Annotated in this window: 17 protein-coding genes and 2 tRNA genes; 4 read left to right on the top strand and 15 right to left on the bottom strand. The window is 37.5% G+C overall.

The window, feature by feature from the left end:
• Nucleotides 1-12: 12 nt before the first annotated feature.
• The 15 genes from F3G98_RS05295 to F3G98_RS05225 all read right to left on the bottom strand — a co-directional run bounded on the left by F3G98_RS05295 (nt 13) and on the right by F3G98_RS05225 (nt 15494).
• Entirely contained in the window at nt 13-1248 is a 1236-nt protein-coding gene (locus F3G98_RS05295) for a type II secretion system F family protein (RefSeq protein WP_103639469.1), read from the bottom strand.
• Nucleotides 1245-2996, bottom strand: coding sequence for a GspE/PulE family protein (locus F3G98_RS05290; RefSeq protein WP_149725835.1), 1752 nt, complete (start codon nt 2994-2996; stop codon nt 1245-1247). The genes F3G98_RS05295 and F3G98_RS05290 overlap by 4 nt, the downstream gene beginning before the upstream one ends.
• On the bottom strand, nt 2996-3535 hold the full coding sequence (locus F3G98_RS05285) for a hypothetical protein (RefSeq protein WP_012001749.1): 540 nt from the start codon (nt 3533-3535) through the stop codon (nt 2996-2998). The genes F3G98_RS05290 and F3G98_RS05285 overlap by 1 nt, the downstream gene beginning before the upstream one ends.
• The gene (locus F3G98_RS05280; RefSeq protein WP_149725834.1) at nt 3532-4398 is read right to left on the bottom strand and encodes a CDC27 family protein; all 867 of its coding nucleotides are present in this window, start codon (nt 4396-4398) and stop codon (nt 3532-3534) included. The genes F3G98_RS05285 and F3G98_RS05280 overlap by 4 nt, the downstream gene beginning before the upstream one ends.
• A complete protein-coding gene (locus F3G98_RS05275) occupies nt 4391-5218 on the bottom strand; it encodes an ATP-binding protein (protein ID WP_009293844.1) in 828 nt (275 codons plus the stop codon). Before F3G98_RS05275 ends, F3G98_RS05280 begins: the two co-directional genes overlap by 8 nt.
• Nucleotides 5211-6737, bottom strand: a complete 1527-nt coding sequence (gene mshL, locus F3G98_RS05270; protein ID WP_149722002.1) for a pilus (MSHA type) biogenesis protein MshL — start codon at nt 6735-6737, stop codon at nt 5211-5213. The genes F3G98_RS05275 and mshL overlap by 8 nt, the downstream gene beginning before the upstream one ends.
• A complete protein-coding gene (locus tag F3G98_RS05265; RefSeq protein WP_103608106.1) occupies nt 6715-7125 on the bottom strand; it encodes a hypothetical protein in 411 nt (136 codons plus the stop codon). The genes mshL and F3G98_RS05265 overlap by 23 nt, the downstream gene beginning before the upstream one ends.
• Nucleotides 7125-7772 carry a pilus assembly protein PilO gene (locus F3G98_RS05260; protein WP_103608107.1) on the bottom strand — a complete coding sequence of 216 codons (648 nt, stop codon included), beginning with the start codon at nt 7770-7772 and terminating at the stop codon, nt 7125-7127. Before F3G98_RS05260 ends, F3G98_RS05265 begins: the two co-directional genes overlap by 1 nt.
• On the bottom strand, nt 7769-9289 hold the full coding sequence (locus F3G98_RS05255; protein WP_103608108.1) for a PilN family protein: 1521 nt from the start codon (nt 9287-9289) through the stop codon (nt 7769-7771). Before F3G98_RS05255 ends, F3G98_RS05260 begins: the two co-directional genes overlap by 4 nt.
• Nucleotides 9290-9349: 60 nt before the next feature.
• The gene (gene era, locus F3G98_RS05250; RefSeq protein WP_103608109.1) at nt 9350-10219 is read right to left on the bottom strand and encodes a GTPase Era; all 870 of its coding nucleotides are present in this window, start codon (nt 10217-10219) and stop codon (nt 9350-9352) included.
• Entirely contained in the window at nt 10216-11538 is a 1323-nt protein-coding gene (hslU, locus tag F3G98_RS05245; RefSeq protein WP_012001741.1) for an ATP-dependent protease ATPase subunit HslU, read from the bottom strand. Before hslU ends, era begins: the two co-directional genes overlap by 4 nt.
• A gap of 8 nt (nt 11539-11546) precedes the next feature.
• The gene (hslV, locus tag F3G98_RS05240) at nt 11547-12080 is read right to left on the bottom strand and encodes an ATP-dependent protease subunit HslV (RefSeq protein WP_103608110.1); all 534 of its coding nucleotides are present in this window, start codon (nt 12078-12080) and stop codon (nt 11547-11549) included.
• Nucleotides 12081-12527: a 50S ribosomal protein L9 gene (rplI, locus tag F3G98_RS05235; RefSeq protein WP_021086217.1), complete on the bottom strand. Its 447-nt coding sequence runs from the start codon at nt 12525-12527 to the stop codon at nt 12081-12083.
• A gap of 23 nt (nt 12528-12550) precedes the next feature.
• The gene (locus tag F3G98_RS05230; RefSeq protein ID WP_021086204.1) at nt 12551-13774 is read right to left on the bottom strand and encodes an argininosuccinate synthase; all 1224 of its coding nucleotides are present in this window, start codon (nt 13772-13774) and stop codon (nt 12551-12553) included.
• 181 nt (nt 13775-13955) lie between these two features.
• Nucleotides 13956-15494, bottom strand: coding sequence for an inorganic phosphate transporter (locus tag F3G98_RS05225; RefSeq protein ID WP_149725833.1), 1539 nt, complete (start codon nt 15492-15494; stop codon nt 13956-13958).
• Between the two features lie 130 nt (nt 15495-15624).
• Here F3G98_RS05225 and F3G98_RS05220 point away from each other — a divergent pair, with 130 nt between their 5' ends.
• The 4 genes from F3G98_RS05220 (at nt 15625) to F3G98_RS05205 (ending at nt 17359) form a co-directional block, all read left to right on the top strand.
• Nucleotides 15625-16527, top strand: coding sequence for a Ppx/GppA phosphatase family protein (locus tag F3G98_RS05220; RefSeq protein ID WP_103608111.1), 903 nt, complete (start codon nt 15625-15627; stop codon nt 16525-16527).
• Between the two features lie 30 nt (nt 16528-16557).
• Nucleotides 16558-16989 carry a GatB/YqeY domain-containing protein gene (locus tag F3G98_RS05215; RefSeq protein WP_009293851.1) on the top strand — a complete coding sequence of 144 codons (432 nt, stop codon included), beginning with the start codon at nt 16558-16560 and terminating at the stop codon, nt 16987-16989.
• Nucleotides 16990-17182: 193 nt separating this feature from the next.
• A tRNA-Gln gene (locus F3G98_RS05210) sits at nt 17183-17257 on the top strand.
• A 27-nt stretch (nt 17258-17284) separates the two neighbouring features.
• Nucleotides 17285-17359, top strand: a tRNA-Met gene (locus tag F3G98_RS05205).
• Nucleotides 17360-17468 lie beyond the last annotated feature (109 nt).

Here is a 17468-nt window from a genome sequence, read left to right as displayed (position 1 = left end):
ATTTTAATTATTTTAGTTTTTAACGGCTTTTGATAGATCCCACATCGGCAAAAATATACCAAGAGCTAGTAAAAGCACCATACCTGCTATAAAAACGAGCAAGATAGGCTCGATATAGTTTGAGATGTTATCAATAATATCGTTAAATTTCATCCTGTAATAGTCAGTTACTTTTCCAGTCATATCATCCAAGCTACCGCTTTGCTCGCCAGCGCTTATCATCTGTATGAGCATATTTTCATATAAATTTGTATCTCTAAAAGCTTCCGTTAGGCTAACGCCCCTACCAACAAGTATCTTAACGCCGCTTAGCTTCTTTTTGATATCTTTGTTTGAGACCGTTATCACAGCCGTATCAAGGGCATCTGCTATAGGCAAACCAGCTCGAACAAGCTCTGTAAAGATGAGGTTAAATCTGCTCATATTCGAATAAAATATGATCTTGCCGATGAGATAGACTTTCAAAAGGTATTTATCGACCTTATCTTGAAATTCTTCACTCTCAAGGTAGTATTTTCTAAGTAAATATCCGATAAATGCAAGTGCTCCAAGGATATAAAAGCCGTAGTTTGTCATGACGTATTCGATATTTAGCAAAATTTTAGTTGGCAGTGGTAGCTCTGCATTTAACTGCTCGAAAATTTCTCTAAACTGCGGCACAACAAGTATCATAAGGATGACAAAGGCGATGATGATCGCGCAGATGACTGTTATCGGATAGCGGATAGCTTTTTTAAATTTTTGCTGATTGTCCCAGACCTCTTGCAAGATAGAGGCGAGCTTTGCAAGCGCGTCAGCCATATTACCAGTGCTTTCCCCTAGTCTTATCATCGCTAGCGTCACGTCGCCTAGCTCTTCTTTAAAATTTTCTATACTATTTGTAAGACTTGAGCCTTGATTTAGCTCCTCATCTATCGTTTGAAATATAAATTTAAGGCGCTTATCCTCAGTAGAGTTTGCAACCTCTTTAATGCTATCGTGGATAGAAATTCCAGCATTTGTCATAACGCTAAGCTGCCTTATAGTGGCTACTAAATTTGGGATTTTCACCTTTGGATTAGTAAAAGCCTTTGCGATCACATTTTGTAAATTTTCAAAGTTATTTATGCTAGAAGTTTGCGTCTCTTTGATCTTTACGATCATGCCAGTGACATTTGCTTTATCTTTGATCTCGTTTTTATTGTTCGCTCTTAGGCTCATCTTATGGCGTTTGCCGTTTTGGATATACTCAACCTCAAAGTATTTCATATCTTAGCAACCCTATAAACTTCTTCAAGCGTGGTTATGCCATTTGCCGCTCTTATGACGCCATCATGAAACATATCTATAAAGCCCTCTTCGTAAGCTACGCTTTTAAGCTCATCTTTAGAAGCGCCATTTGCAACCATGCTTGCTATATGGTCGCTAATAGGTAAAATTTCACTTATCATCTCACGTCCTAGATACCCAGTTTGTGAGCATTGCGGACATCCGACGCTTTTGTAAAACTGGTAGTTTTCAGGGACAAATTTCTTAACCTCGTCAAATGCCTTTTGAGATAGAGTGATCTTTTGTTTGCAGTGTGGGCAGAGCTTTCTAACAAGCCTTTGAGCCTCTATGCAAACGAGCGCACCACTTACTAGATAAGGCTCGATGCCCATATCTATCATACGAGGAAGCGCGCTAATGGCGTCATTTGTGTGAAGTGTAGAAAAGACAAGGTGACCAGTAAGTGCTGCTTGTATCGCTATGCGAAGTGTCTCTTGATCCCTGATCTCGCCTATCATTATGACATCTGGGTCTTGCCTCAAGATAGAGCGAAGAGCTGAGACAAAGGTAAGACCAGCCTTTTCATTTACATGCACTTGTTGGATCATATTTAGCTGATACTCAACCGGATCTTCAACTGTGATGATCTTAGTTTTTACACTTTTTATATCATTTAGCGCGCCATAAAGCGTCGTAGTCTTACCTGATCCTGTTGGACCAGTGACTAAAATGATACCATAAGGTGCTTTCATGCTCTTTTTAAATTTAGAGAAGTTGTCTGGGTGCATGCCGAGGTCTTCTAAATTTATAATGACCTTTGACTTATCAAGAATTCTTAAAACAATACTTTCGCCATTTAATATAGGTAGTGTCGAGATACGAAAATCATACTCTTTGTCTAAAATTTGAGCTGAAAATCTACCATCTTGTGGGCGGCGGCGCTCTGCGATATCCATGTTTGAAAGTAGCTTCATACGGCTAACCATCGGTGGATAGATATCTTTATCAAATATAAATGTCTCGCTTAGCATGCCATCGATCCTGCTTCTTACGATGCAGTTTGTCTCGGTTGGCTCGATGTGGATGTCGCTGGCTCTGCTTTGGATAGATGTTTTTAAGATGATCTCGATTAGCTTTAAAATTCCAGAGTTTTCACTGTTTTGACCTTGGCTAGCCGAGCTTGAAAGCTCTCTTCTGATCTCTGTTATCACATCTTTTATGCTCTCATTTAGTGCTAGCTTGCTTATATATTTTTCTATCTGAGTTGGCTGAGCGATGGCAACTTTTAGCAGTTTTCTATTAAATAAATTTTGCACCTTATCTTGAGCCATAACGTCAAATGGATTTTTAAAAGCGACATATACGCTTATCTCATCCTCTTTTACTGGGATCGCGCTATATGTCTTTAGCTGAGCGGTGCTTAGTTTTTCGCTGATACGATAGTCGATGTCGATATCATCAAGGTCAAAGTATAAAACCTTAAATTTCTCGCTTATAAATTTAACAAAAGCCTTGATATCAAGCTCAAGGTCGTTTGAAATTTCATCGATATTTACATGCCCTCTCCTATAAATATCAGACAAAATTTCCATAAAGTCATCGTCATTTAGTAAATTTTCATCTCTTAAAATTTTAACAAGGCCTTTGCCTTCTTGCTCGCTTATCTGCTTTATCTTTTCTATATCTGATGTGCTTAGTTTGCTGTTTTGTTCTATATTTTTTAAGATTACATTTTCTACATTTTTCATTATCTATACTCTATTTGTGATTTCAGGTCGTTATTTTTAAAAATTTTAAGCACTAGCTTTGGTATTTGTCCATTTGTTGGGCTTATCTCATATCTTGTGTCAGAATTTGGCTCTTCAAAGATAAATGTGCCAAGCTCTTCGACATACTCTTTTTTTACAAATTTATCAAACAAAAATGAAAGTATATAATCACTCTTTGGAAGCCTGATATAGCTTATATCAACGCCATCTATCATAGCGTGAAATAAGAGCTTTTTCTTAAACAAGATGTCAGCAAAATAGGCAGCATTTTCTCTTGATTTTTCGCTCTTTACTAGCTTATCGATCGGAGTTGCTAGCCTGTTTAGATCGTTCATCTTTATGCAAGCGATGCCAAACATAGAAATTTGCTCTTCGTTATTTTGTGTTTTTAAAAAGTCCTCAACCTTTTGGTTGCAGACTTTTGCATAGTTTGCGCTATTAAAGTCATCCCTTATCTCAGTCAGGCTAACAGCAAAAACTTCACAAACAAAAACCAAAAAAATAACAAAAAATTTCATAATGTTCCACTTTTTATCTTATTTATAAGCTCATTTATAGAAGCTTTGTTTAAGTTTTTATTATACTCCCTTAGAGCTTTGACGGCATCATCGCTTTGTTTTAGCTTATATTTTGACTTTGCAAAGATGATCCATGACTCCTCTAAGCTATTATCTATATCGTTTGCTGCAAGCGACCACTTTATAGCTTCTTTGAAATTATTGTTTCTAAAATTTAATCTAGCAAGCTCAAGTGCGATAGTTGGATTGTTTGTTTTTAGAAATTGATCTCTTAGCACGCTCTCTTCATTTGATGCTGAAGTTACTTGTATATTTACACGCTTTCTAACTGGTTTTGACTCAAGATCTATCACTTCATCTTGTGGCACGCTTATACCATTTTGCTCGGTAAGCGGCTCTTCATCAGGGATATTTAGCTTAAGCCAACCTTGTGAGCTTCTTTGCTTTTTTTGGTCATTTTTTGAAGTATCGTTTGTTTCGTTTATCTTTACAACCTCTTCTAGCTTTTTAGCTATCTTGTCAGCTAGCTCATCTTGCTTCTTACCCTCTTCAAATTTAGCCTTAGCAACCTCGCTCTTTTGCTTTAGCTCGCTAAGAATGCTTGCATTTGTTTCGTTTTTTTCTACCATTTTTACTGCGGTTGCATTTTTGGCTAAAATTTTATCGCTTTTGCTAGCAAGGCTTGGAGTTTTCTCTATGCTTAGCGCTATCAATGCAGCCAGCAAAATGATGATAAGTAAAAGCTCGATGATTAAAATTTTAGAGTTTTTGGCATTAAAAATTTTATGCAAAAAGCCGCCATTTTTTTTCTTGTAGCTTTCATAAAGCTTTTCTAATCTTTGAATTTCTTGTGGTTCAAGCATCGATTAGCCCCGCATCAAGTGCAGCCATGGTGAGTATCATGGTGTTTGCCTTATCGCCGCTAAGCTTTGAAGGCTGATACTGCTCGTAGTATTCGCAAATTTCATAGAATTTATACATGATCTTGTTTAGCGTTCTTAAATTCCCACCGCAAAATGAGTAGGCGCACTCGTAATCTTTTTTCTCAAATTTAAGATATTTGTCATAGTTTTTTTGGCTAAGCTTTCTTTGCAAGTAGATGATGATCTCATTTACATCAGCGCTACTTAGCTCGATGCTCTCCCAAATTCTAGTCTGAAAATAATCTTTTGCCAAAATATCTTCGTTTTCGGTTTTGTGTATCGTAAAGAGAAATTTAAACATCCTAGTATCAGCCATAAGCCTTATCTTCTCGATAAGCTCAGTCGGATAGAGCTGCGCTTCATCTAGGATAACCGTCATTTGATTTTTTAAAATTTCATCTTTATTGCTAAAGTCTTTTGAATAAAATTTTATAAAGCTCTCAAAGTTGTTTATATCTTCAAGCTTTTTTCCATAAATTTGCTCACAAAGCGCTTCGATAAATGTCGCCTCACTAAAAAATGGATGTGGGAAAAAGATGAGACTTTTATCCTCTTTTAGATCATTTGCGATCTTGTTTAACAAAAAGGTCTTGCCGCTACCTGGCTTGCCATAAAATAAGATGAGCTTTAGTGGCTTTTTTAGAGCTAAAACTATCTTGTTGTAGCAGCTTATAGAGTTGTCTAAATTTACGAAATTTAAACTCTCGTCTTCATCTATGAAAACATCTTTTATATGTGTATAAATATTTTCGTTACTCATAGATCGATTTAGAAAATCCTAGATCTTTTAGCGACTGCTGAACTGGTTTTGGATCTTCAAGATCAACAACTCTTGGCGTGATGACAAAGATAAGCTCAGTAGTTCTTACGCCATCTCTTGTGCTTTTAAAGACGCTTCCTATCAAAGGTATGTCGGCTAGAAGTGGCACAGCTGTGTTTTGCTTATCTTTGGTCTGTCCGATAAGTCCGCCAAGTATGATCGTATCGCCGCTATTTACCTGAACTACTGTTGAGAGTTTTTTCTGAACTGTATCAGGGGCGATCTCTCTAATGGCTGTATTTTGTGATCTTGTGTCATCTTCTGCATACTTAAAGCTGCTTAAGCTTGGATTGATGCGAAGCATGATCTTATTGTTATCTGAGACTTCTGGGAGTAAATTTAACAAGATACCGATAAATACAGAGTATTGTTTATAAGTTGTTGTAAGCCTGTTGTTATTGTTATTGTTGCTACCATTATCTGTCTCTTCCATTACGCGGTAGTTTATATTATCGCCCACAGAGATTAGCGCTTGTTGGTTGTTTAGAGTGGTTACTTTTGGACTTGAAACGACCTTTGTTTTGCCATTTGTTTCAAGGAAATTTATCATACCATCAAGGCTAAAGTTTAAATTTGCAGCGATATTTAGTGTGCGACCAAAGCCATCGCTTAAGCTGTTGCCCTTGTTTGTCCAGCTTGCACTTGAACCGGTGCTAGAGCCTTGGTTGCCGATATATGAGTTAAATCCGAGCTCAAATTTACTCCAATCAACGCCTTGCTTATACTCATTATTTAGATCAACTGCGATGATAGAAACGTCGATGATGACTTGTTTTTTAAGTCTTCTTTGCATTTCAGCTATATATTTTTCAACGCGTTTTAGCTGTGATGGGGTAGCTGTAACCGTGATAAGTCCAGCATTTTGGTTTATGATAGGATCTGGCGCTGTGATGTGCTCACTGCTATTATTTAAGATAGCTTTTAGCTCAGCATCAAGCTTCTCCCAGAAGTCAAATTTCTCAGTTGTTCTTATCAAGTTGTTTTCATTTTTTATATCATTTGAGCTAGTATCGCTGCTTGAGCTATTGCCTACTTCTGACGGAGAGGCATCAACTGAAGCTTTTGTGATAGCTGTGCCCTCACGGATAGAGGTGATATAGTCTATTTTAAAAATTTTTGTTTGAAGCGATGAGATTTTTAAGACATTATTTGAAAACTCATAGCTTAAATTTTTCTCGTTTAAAAGCAGATCAAAGACTTCGCTTAGGCTCATATTTCTTATATTTACGCCAAAGACTTTATCATCAAGCTCTTTTTTGCTATAAGCATCTTTTGCAACGATACTAAAATCGCACATTTCAGAGAGCTGGTTTAAAACATCGCCAAGACTTATATCGTCTGTGATCTTCATACTAAAATTTTTACTCAAGCATGTGCTTGGTTTTGCCATTATAGGGGTAGCTAAAAATGAAGCTAACACCGCAGTTATAATAAATTTACTTAATTTTGATACCAACATTTTTACTTCCATTTTTAAGAGTTAGTTCTTGTTTTTCATCATCTTTTACGATGATAACCTTGCTGCCATAAACACTTGTGATATTGTAATCATCAATCATATCTCCCACTTTATACCACTTGCCATTTATATTTGCCTTATTTAGCAAAATGGCCTTTAGCACAAACCCCCTTGCAGAAGAGTACTTTGTAGTGTTTTGATCGCCTTTTGGAGCAACTGGCAAATTTAGCTTGAAAGGATCTTGTAAGCTAGAAATTTCACTGCCATTAAGCCCTTTTCTTTGCTCCTTTATCTTAACAAAAACTTCATCATAGTTTTTCATCTCGCCTTCAAACTCATTGCCAAATAGGCTTAGAGCTAAGATTAAAAATAAACCAAATTTTTTCATCAGTACTTCATACCCCACACAGAGATAGAGAGCTTAGCTCCTAGATCTTTTTGAGTGGAATTTATATCCATCTTGTGAAGATCTACTACGAGTTTTGACTCTTCAAGTCCGTTTATATAGCTAAGCATATCTTTAAAATTTCCAAGGCAAGTGACATCTATATTTAAAATTTGCTCTATCTTTTGGAAATTTGGCTCTTTTATATCGCTTTTAAGCTCTAAAATTTTTATATTATTTTGTTTTGCCAAAAGCACGATACTATCTATATAGTTTGCCCAGTTTTGATTGTCAAAAAGTAAAAATGAAAGCTCTTTAAGCTTTGAATCAAAATAGGTATTAAATTTCAAAATATTCGTGTAGCGAAGTTTTAGATTACTTAAATTTCTATTTTCTTCGTTTATCTTGAAATTCCTATCGCCATCAGGGGAGCTCACTGAGGCTAGATAGTTTCTGGTGTTTTCTAACTTTGTAGAAATTCTCGTGTGATTATCAAGCTTTTCATCAAAGAAATTTTGCGCAGGATCAAAGCATAGCATATAAACAAGATAAGCTATGATAAGCGCTGAGCCAAGAAAAATAAGGTTTGTTTCGTTTGGCTTTTTGCTATCAAAGTATTGATCCATTTTGCTTAAAATATCTTGTCTCATTGTCTAATCTCTATGCTTATATTACTTTCATACTCGTGTTTAGCGTCATCGGAGCGAATTTTTTTAGTATTTACCAAGTATTTTTCATCTTTGCTGATATCTTTGATCAACTGGGTTATCCTTTTTTCATTATCGCTAACTGCAGTTATAGTCAAATTTCTATCGTTATTTACGATGTTTGTAATATGAACTGCGTTTAGATTTAAAATATCGGTAATTTTAAAAAGATTTAAACCCTTCATAGCGTAATTATCTTTTTTATTTTCGATCTCAGCAAGCAGACCTTTTCTAAAATTTAGCTTTTCATTCTCTTTTTGAGTCTGCTCTTTTACCGCCTCTTGTTCTCTTGAAATTTTAGCTAGCGTCTCTTTTATCTGCATCTCTTGTGCGTTTAAGACGCTATATTCGTCATTTAGTCTTGCGCTGTCTTTTTCTAAAACAAGACCAGCTATGTAGTTGTAAGCTGGATATAACATACTTAGCGCAAATGCCGTAGCGCAAGTGAGCAAGAATTTGCCACTTTTTCTTTTGACAAATGGATCTGGACGAAGCATATTTGAGAGGTTAAAATTCTCATAAAATGGCTCTTTGGTATAAAACCTACCATATAAAGCCATAACGTTATAACGCTCGTTGATAGTATAGTTTTTATTATTTATTGCAACTTTTATGTTTATATACTCGGCATCCAAACCAAGTTTAGTTGAGATGAAATTTGCAAAATTTTTGATCTCATAGTCACAATCTATGTAAATTTTCTTTATAGATATGCCATTTTGGCTATTTATAATATTTAATATATCGTTAAAATAAAAAATATAATCTTCAAAAACTGTGTTTAAATCGTAGTTAAAGCCATCATCATCTTTATTTACAAGTCCTCTTTGAGACAAAACTTCGATAAATTTTTCATCACTCAATCGATCGCCACTTTGCTCTAAGAATTTATCTTTAAGATAGTTTAAGTTATAGCGAATTTCTCTAGCAGTAAAAAAATCACCATCTAAATATATGCTTAAAAATGATTCATCTTTTCTAAGCGCGATAAAGCAGTCTGCTTGAGTGCTAGGCAGCAAGCCTTTTTTATAAATAGCAGAGTAGATCAAAGGCTCAGGTGCAAGGTAGTCGATATATGGGACTTTTTTTGCAACCGCTTTAAAGGTCGAATTTATATCTTCATTTGTGATAGCAAAAACAGTAAAAATTCTCTCTTGAGCTTTTGTAGAGCCTTCTGAGAAAAATATCTTATTATCAAGCGCAGGATCAAGCGAAAGCTCTGCATAGACCTTTGAATAAAGCTCCTCGTAAAGGGTGTCGTTATCAACGCTTCTAGGGATAAAAATAGTTGTTGTTTTTAAGTCTTTAAATTTTATGTATGAGATGAAAAAGTCGCGTTTATTGACTGTTTTTGAAAAGTTAAAAGCTTCTACATTGCTGTTGTGATAACGAAATCCTTTATAGTCATACGGATCTAGTGCAACTATAGAAATTTCACTATTTTTTTTAATATTCATCATGAATCAAAAAACCTTCCTAAACGCTTATATCGGGTATTTTAATATCTTTAAAATAAAAAATCAATAGCCGATTATCTGATTTAGGCTCTTTTCTTCTTTGCTCCAGCCTTTTTTAACGACTACATCGAGCTTTAAAAAGACCTTTGTATTGGTTAAATTTTGTATTAACTTTCTTGCAAAAATTCCTATTCGTTTAATAGTTTCACCATTTTTCCCGATGATCATACTTTTATGGATGTCACGCTCCGTGATGATGCTCGCATAAATTTCAGTTATACCTGTTTTTTCTTTTACGCTTTTTATGATCGCATCACTAAGATATGGTATCTCGTCGCTTAAATTTTCATAGATCGCTTCAAGTATAAATTCTCTAAAAATTTCCTTCTCGTTTGTCGTCGTAAGAAATTCTGGATCATAAAAGTACTCATGCTCTGGTAAAAGCTTGCAAATTTCATCAAGAAGTGGCTTTTTATAGGTAGGCTGCTTGGTGCTAAAAGTAAGAAGTGCTGCAAATTTATCTTGAAATTTCTGATACTTTGTGATCTTTTCAAGCACTTTTGCATTTGAGCTCTCATCGACTTTTGTTAGCACTAAGATGTGTGGTTTTTCAGGATTTAGAGCTAGAAATTTCTCGTAGTCACTTGTGTCATCATGGATAGGCGCTAAAAATACGATAAGATCGCAGTCTCCCATCGATTTTATAGCTTGGCTAATTAGCAGTTGATTTATCGCTTTGTTGCTCTCGTGAAGCCCTGGCGTGTCGGTGAATATGACCTGATCTTCGCCGTTCATCACGATGCCATTTATCTTTCTGCGAGTTGCGTTTTGCTTGTGCGAGACGATGGCGATCTTTTCGTTTAATAAAGCATTTAAAAACGAGCTTTTGCCAGCATTTGTGCGTCCTATGATGCTAACAAAGCCTGATTTCAAAGTATATACCTCGCTAGATCTTGATCTTCGACCACGTCTTTTAGGCGCTCTTTTACAAGCTCTTTTGTCACATTTATCTTCTCGCCGCTCTTTTCGCTAGCCTCAAAGCTGATATCTTCTATCACGCGCTCGATCACCGTGTGAAGGCGTCTAGCACCGATATCTTCCATCTTTTCATTTGCTGCGTGAGCGATCCTTGCTATCTCTTTTATCGCTTCATCGTCAAATTCTAGCTCGACGTTTTCAGTTGAAAGAAGCGCGATATATTGTTTTAAAAGCGAATTTTTTGGCTGTGTTAAAATTTGATAAAGCGCATCCTCATCAAGGCTATCAAGCTCGACCCTTAGTGGAAAACGGCCTTGAAGCTCTGGGATGAGATCGCTTGGCTTGCTTATGTGAAAGGCGCCAGCTGCGATAAATAAAATGTGATCTGTCTTTAAATTTCCAAATTTAGTATTTACATTTGATCCCTCAACGATAGGTAACAAGTCTCTTTGCACGCCTTCTTTGCTTGGGTCTTGCCTGTTTGAGCTACCTGAACCAACGGCTACTTTATCGATCTCGTCTATAAAGATGATTCCTTCATTTTCAGCTCTTCTTAAAGCCTCTGTTTTTACGCTCTCAAGGTCTAAAATTTTATCATTTGCTTCGCTTTGAAGGGCTTTTTTAGCGTCTTTTACCTTCATCTCTTTTTTGATATTCTTGCCACCGATGCCAATTATCTTTATAAAGCTCTCTTGCATCTGCGCCATATCAGGTGGCACGTTTGAGCCAGCTTCAAGTGGGTTTTGCTGCACCTCGATCTCGATACTTAGCTCGTCAAGTTCGCCGTTTCTTAGCCTATTTAGCATCTTGTCATAGCTCTTAGCGTACTCTGCTTGCTTCTCTTCGCTAGCACCTTTTGGAAGTGGTGGAAGTAGCTTTGAAACGATCTTTTCTTCGATGTAGGCATTTATCTTGTCTTGATTTTTCTCGCTTTGCTCGTTTTTTACGAGATTATATGACGCCATAGCAAGGTCTCTTACCATGCTTTCAACGTCACGACCAACAAAGCCAACCTCGGTATATTTGCTAGCCTCGACCTTTATAAATGGCAGTCCCATCATCTTTGAAAGGCGCCTTGCGATCTCAGTTTTACCAACGCCAGTTGAGCCGATCATCAAGATATTTTTTGGCATGATGTCATCTTGCAGGCTCTTTTCAAGCTTCATACGGCGATAGCGGTTGCGAAGTGCGATCGCTATGATCTTTTTGGCGTCCTTTTGACCGATCACATAGTCATCTAAAAATTTAACAATTTCTCTTGGTGTTAAGTTCATTTTCTCTCTTATTCTAAAACATAAGTTTTGATGTTTGTATTTGTATAGATGCAAATTTCGCCAGCGATCTTGAGGCTCTCTTTGACTAGCTCCTCTTCGTCGATATCGGCAAATTTATCTAAGGCACGGGCCGCTGAGAGAGCGTAGTTGCCGCCACTTCCGATAGCTGCTATCTTACCATCTTCTGGCTCAACAACATCTCCAGTGCCACTAAGTAAGAAAATTTTATCCCTATCAAGCACAAGCATCATCGCTTCAAGCTTTCTTAGATACTTGTCTTTGCGCCACTCTTTGCTAAATTCTATCACTGCCTTTAGCAAATCGCCCTTTGTATGTTCTAAATTTTTCTCAAACATGTCAAAGAGATTAAACGCATCAGCAGTGCTGCCAGCAAAGCCAGCTAAGACTTTGCCGTTGTGAATTTTGCGGATTTTTACGGCGTTGCCCTTTAAGACGGTGTTGCCAAAGCTCACCTGTCCATCACCGCCGATGACCGCTTTATTTTTGCCTCTGTAGGCTAAGATGGTTGTCGCATGAAACATCTACTCTCCTTGCACATCAACCTTTAAGGTCGCATTTATCGAGTGTCCAAGCTTTATAGAGACATCATAAAGACCAACTGCTTTTAGGTGAGTGTCCAGATCGATAGCTTTTTTCTCAACTACCAAATGATGTGTCTTTTCAAGCTCTGCTGCGATCTCTTCTTTTGAAACTGAGCCAAAAAGCGAGCCATTTGCACCAAGAGTTTTCTTGACGACGACTGTCACTTTTGCAAGCTCTTCTTTAAGCTTTTCTAAATTTGCAATCTCATATTTTAGCTCTTCAGCCTTTCTTTTTTGAGCCGCTTCGTATTGACGAAGGACATCTGGAGTGGCTGCTTTTGCAAAGCCTTTACCGATTAAGAAGTTGTTGCCATAGCCGTCTTTTACTTCTTTTATCTCGCCAGCTTTGCCAAGTGCTTTTACATCTTTTATTAATAATACTTTCATTTTTATCCTTTTAAATTTTATTTTTAGTCAAATTTTCGCCCATTTTTGCGTGCGATGATGAAACGAAGCGCATTTAGTTTGATAAATCCAGCTGCATCTTTTTGATCATAAACGCTATCTTCTTCAAATGTGCAGTATGCCTCGCTAAATAGATTATCATTTTTACTGCTTCTGCCAAGGATAGTCACATTGCCTTTGTAAAGCTCAACTTTAACAGAGCCATTTACGTGCTCTTGGCTTTTGTCGATGAGCGCTTGGAGCATATTTCGCTCAGGTGACCACCAGTAGCCGTTGTAGATTAGCTCGGCATATTTTGGCATGATCTCATCTTTTAAGTGAGCTGCACCGCGGTCAAGCGTGATGCTCTCGATCGCTCTGTGAGCTTTTAGCATTATCGTGCCGCCTGGAGTTTCGTAGCAGCCGCGACTCTTCATACCAACTGAGCGGTTTTCTACGATGTCAAGTCTGCCGATGCCGTGTTTTGCGCCAAGGCGGTTTAGCTCGGTTAAAATTTCAGCTGGACTCATTTTTTTGCCGTTTATGCTCACTGGATCGCCTTTTTCATAGCCGATCTCAATGATCTCGCTCTTATCTGGAGCATCTTTTGGACTTACAGTCCATCTCCACATATCATCTTCTGGTGCATGACTTGGGTCTTCAAGCACTAGACCCTCATAGCTTATGTGAAGTAAATTTGCGTCCATTGAGTATGGACTCTTGCCTGGTTTTTTGGTGATATCTATGCCGTTTTTCTCAGCGTATGCCAAAAGTTTTTCGCGGCTGTTTAGATCCCACTCGCGCCATGGAGCGATGATAGTTAGGTTGTCGCCAAGTGCGTAGTAGCCAAGCTCAAAGCGAACTTGGTCGTTGCCTTTACCTGTTGCTCCGTGGCTCACACCATCAGCACCAACAAGTCTTGCGATCTCGCTTTGGCGTTTTGCTATAAGTGGGCGCGCGATTGATGTGCCAAGCAGATATTCGCCCTCATAGACTGCGTTTGCTCTAAACATTGGAAATACATAATCACGTACAAATTCTTCTCTTAAGTCTTCTATAAAAATGTTTTCAGGTTTTACGCCAAGTGCTAGGGCTTTTTTGCGTGCAGGCTCTAGCTCTTCACCTTGTCCGATGTCAGCTGTAAATGTGACTACTTCGCATTTGTATTCATCTTGGAGCCACTTTAAAATAATACTTGTGTCAAGTCCGCCTGAGTATGCTAAAACAACTTTTTTTACATCTTTTTTCATAGCTGTCCTTTTGTTGAAATGGTCGTATTTTAGCCTAAATTGATTAATCTTTAATAAATTAATCTATTAAATAATGTAAGTAAAATTTTATTTTTCTGATAGTTTTTATCCGTAGAAATTAGAAATTTTAGTTTAAATGAAATTTGCTTGCAAATTTTAAATTTACAAGCAGAGTGTTTTTCTAAACGCCTAGAAATTTAGCAAGGGCAAAGTAAAATATAGCTGATGAGATAGCAGCTGCTGGAAGCGTGATGAGCCAAGCTAGGATGATAGGTCTTACCATTTTCCAGTTTGCGTTTTTATTTACGATGCCGATACCTAAAACCGCGCCTATTAGGATATGCGTCGAGCTAACTGGTATGCCAAGCTTTGTAGCTAGAAGTATGACGATACTTGAGGCAAGCTCCGCGCTAAAGCCAGTCGTAGGTAAAATTTCAGCTAGTTTTGAGCCGATAGTAGTGATCACCTCTTTGCCTAAAAACCAAAGTCCAACGACAAGCGAGATGCCAAAGGTTACCATTGCGATGCTAGGTATCGGCGAGCTTTCGTTTATAGAGCCAGTCTTTAGTACATCAAGCACAGCAGCAAATGGTCCAACTGCGTTTGCGATGTCGTTTGCACCGTGCGAAAATGCAAAAGATGAAGCGGTAAAAATTTGAAACCATGAGAAAATTCTATTGATGCTCTTTTCGCTATCGTTTTTACTCATGACGTTTATGATAGCAAGGCTTGCAAGATATGCTAGAGCACCGATGACAAAGATAATCCAGACTGTTTGGATGATACTAAAGGCTAAATTTATATGCTCAAGCCCTTTAAAAAGCATCATTGACGAGATGACCATTGCGGCAAATCCAGCGATGATAGGGATGTGCTTTTTCATCGCTTTAAAGGTATCTATCTCTTTTTCGCTATCTTTCATGATGCGAATTTTTGAGCGGTATTCGCTGTATTCAGTGGTTTCGATCTCGTCTTCATCGATAACTGCGATCTTTGAAAGAGTGGCTATCTGCTCCTCAGCTGGCTTTGTTTTAAGCGCTTTTATGAAGCTTTCTTTATAGGCTTTTCTCTCAGCTTTTAACGCTTTTAAATTTGTCTTTAGCTCGTGCGTTGGCTCGATTATTTTGCTTTTTACGTAGCCAAATATAATGTAAGACATCACGCCGCCAAGCAGTGGCGAGATGACCCAGCTAACGGCGATCCTGCCGATCTCGCCCCAAGAGACCATATTAAATGGCTCAGGGTCTTTTATCATAAATCCCATAGCAAGTCCTGCGCCAACGATACCACCAACTATCGAGTGAGTGGTCGAGACTGGCAGACCTTTTTTGGACGCATAAAATAGCCAAAGACCAGAGCTAAGAAGGGCTGAGATCATGATAATGACAAATTTCATCGGGTTTAGATCGCTTGGAAATTTCACGATCTCGTTTCTAATAGTATTTGTAACCTCAGATCCTGCAAATATCGCGCCGCTAAGCTCAAAAATAGCTGCGATGACAAGAGCTTGTTTTAGTGTGAGTGTTTTTGCGCCGACGCTTGTGCCAAAGCTGTTTGCAATGTCATTTCCGCCGATATTAAACGCCATAAAAAGACCAAACATACCAGCGATTAAGAATAAAAAGTAGTTATTTGCCGGGATGTATTGATAGCCCCAAACGAAAAATCCAACGCTGCAAATCGCAAAAATAACTAACGCCAAGAAGTTATCTCGAAGCAATCAAGCCCCCTTGTAAGAGTTTTTGGCAAAATTATATCTTGAAAATTATTAAAGTTTTTAGAATTTTCTCACTTTAAATGATACTAAATTATCATATGTTAGAATTTGGCAAAAATATTAAGGATAAATTTTGGTTATAGCGATCGATCTTGGCTCAAACACCTTTCGCGTGGCGCTTATAAAAAAGGTGCAAAATGGCTTTAGCAACGAGCAAATTTATGAAAAAATAGTTGGAGCTGCAAGGGGCTTAAACGAAAGTGGCAAGATAGGCTTGGAGGCTAAAAATAGGCTTTTTGAAGCGATAGTGGAGGCTAAAAGCAAATTTGACTTTACTAAATTTAAATGCGCGGCAGTTGCGACTGAGGCATTTAGAGTGGCATCAAATAGCGAAGAAATTTTTAGCGAGATAAGAGAGAAATTTGGCATAAATTTTCATATCATTGACGGGCAAGCTGAAGCAAAACTTACATTTTTAGGCGTGCAAAATGCCTTAAAAAAACTTGGCATAAATGATAAATTTAGCATCATCGACATCGGCGGTGCAAGCTCAGAGATAGGCGAAGATGGAAAATTTATAAGCTTTAAATTTGGCATCATCACCTTTTACGAGAGGTTTAAGACGCTTGATCTGATGCAAGAAAATGCAAAAATTTATACAAAAGAGGCAAGGAAATTTCTAACAAGTCTTGATAACAAGCTAATCGTGCTAACTTCTGGCGTGCCGACCACTATCGCAGCACTAAAGCTTGGGCTAAACTATGAGAGTTATGATCCAAAAAAAGTGAGAGGATATGAGCTTAAAAATGACGATCTTGCTTGGTTTGTAAATGAGCTTTTAAAGATGGATGACAAAAGCGCTGATGTGGTGGTTGGAAGAAGTAGAAAGTATCCGCTCATCGCTGGAACGCTGCTTTTAAAAGAGCTTTTAAGCGGGCAAAAAGCGAAATTTATAGTGATAGACGATGGGCTTAGAGAGGGCGTAGGGGCGGCTTATTTAAAAGGCATATTTCAAGAAATTATCACAAAATTTTAGTTATGATTTCAAAAATTTAAAGGAGAGAAAATGAGCATAAGAGAGCAAATTTTGGCTGACATAAAAGAGGCTATGAAAGCAAAAGATGAGTTTAAAAGAGACACCTTAAGGACGCTAAATGCAGCACTTAAGCAGGTTGAAGTCGATCAAAGGATCGAGATGACCGATGAGGTCGTGCTTCCGCTACTTCAAAAAGAGATTAAAAAGAGAGCTGACTCGGTTGAGCTCTATCTAAAGGGAGCAAGAGAAGATCTAGCTAAAAAAGAGCAAAGCGAGATCGAACTAATCAAGGCATATCTGCCGGCTCAGCTAAGTGATGATGAGTTAAAAGAGAAGATAAAAAGCATAATTGAAAAGGTTGGTAAAAATTTAGGCGCTGTGATGAAAATGGCAAAAGATGAGATCGGAGCGAGTGCTGAAGCAAAACGCATAAGCATGATCGCAAAAGAGCTTTTGGCGTAAAACTAGATAAACCCATGCAAATTTTCACATGGGTTTTAAAAGTTATAGTTAAATTTTAAATACTATAAAAGCATTTCATTTATTTTTAAATTTTAAAAAAGCTACTTTGAAAAATAAAATAAATTTACATATTTTTTTAAAAAACCTTGACAAATGGCATTAAAGTCTATATAATTACAACTCTTAAAAACATTGGGGTATCGCCAAGCGGTAAGGCAACTGGTTTTGGTCCAGTCATTCAGAGGTTCGAATCCTCTTACCCCATCCACATTTTAAAATCCCAAATAACTCTTATCGCGGAGTAGAGCAGTGGTAGCTCGTCGGGCTCATAACCCGAAGGTCGGCGGTTCAAATCCGTCCTCCGCAACCAAATACCGATTTTATCGATACTCCGAGCCACTTTTTAAAATGCTTAAATTATTCTGAAATTGAATTTATTAAAATTTCGATAGTTTCTTTAGATTTTTAACCTTAAAAAA

Origin of the sequence: Campylobacter concisus (assembly GCF_902460895.1) — a bacterium.
GTDB lineage: Bacteria > Campylobacterota > Campylobacteria > Campylobacterales > Campylobacteraceae > Campylobacter_A > Campylobacter_A concisus_BC.
Note: the sequence above shows the minus strand (reverse complement) of the source record. Positions and strands in the feature narration are given on the sequence as shown.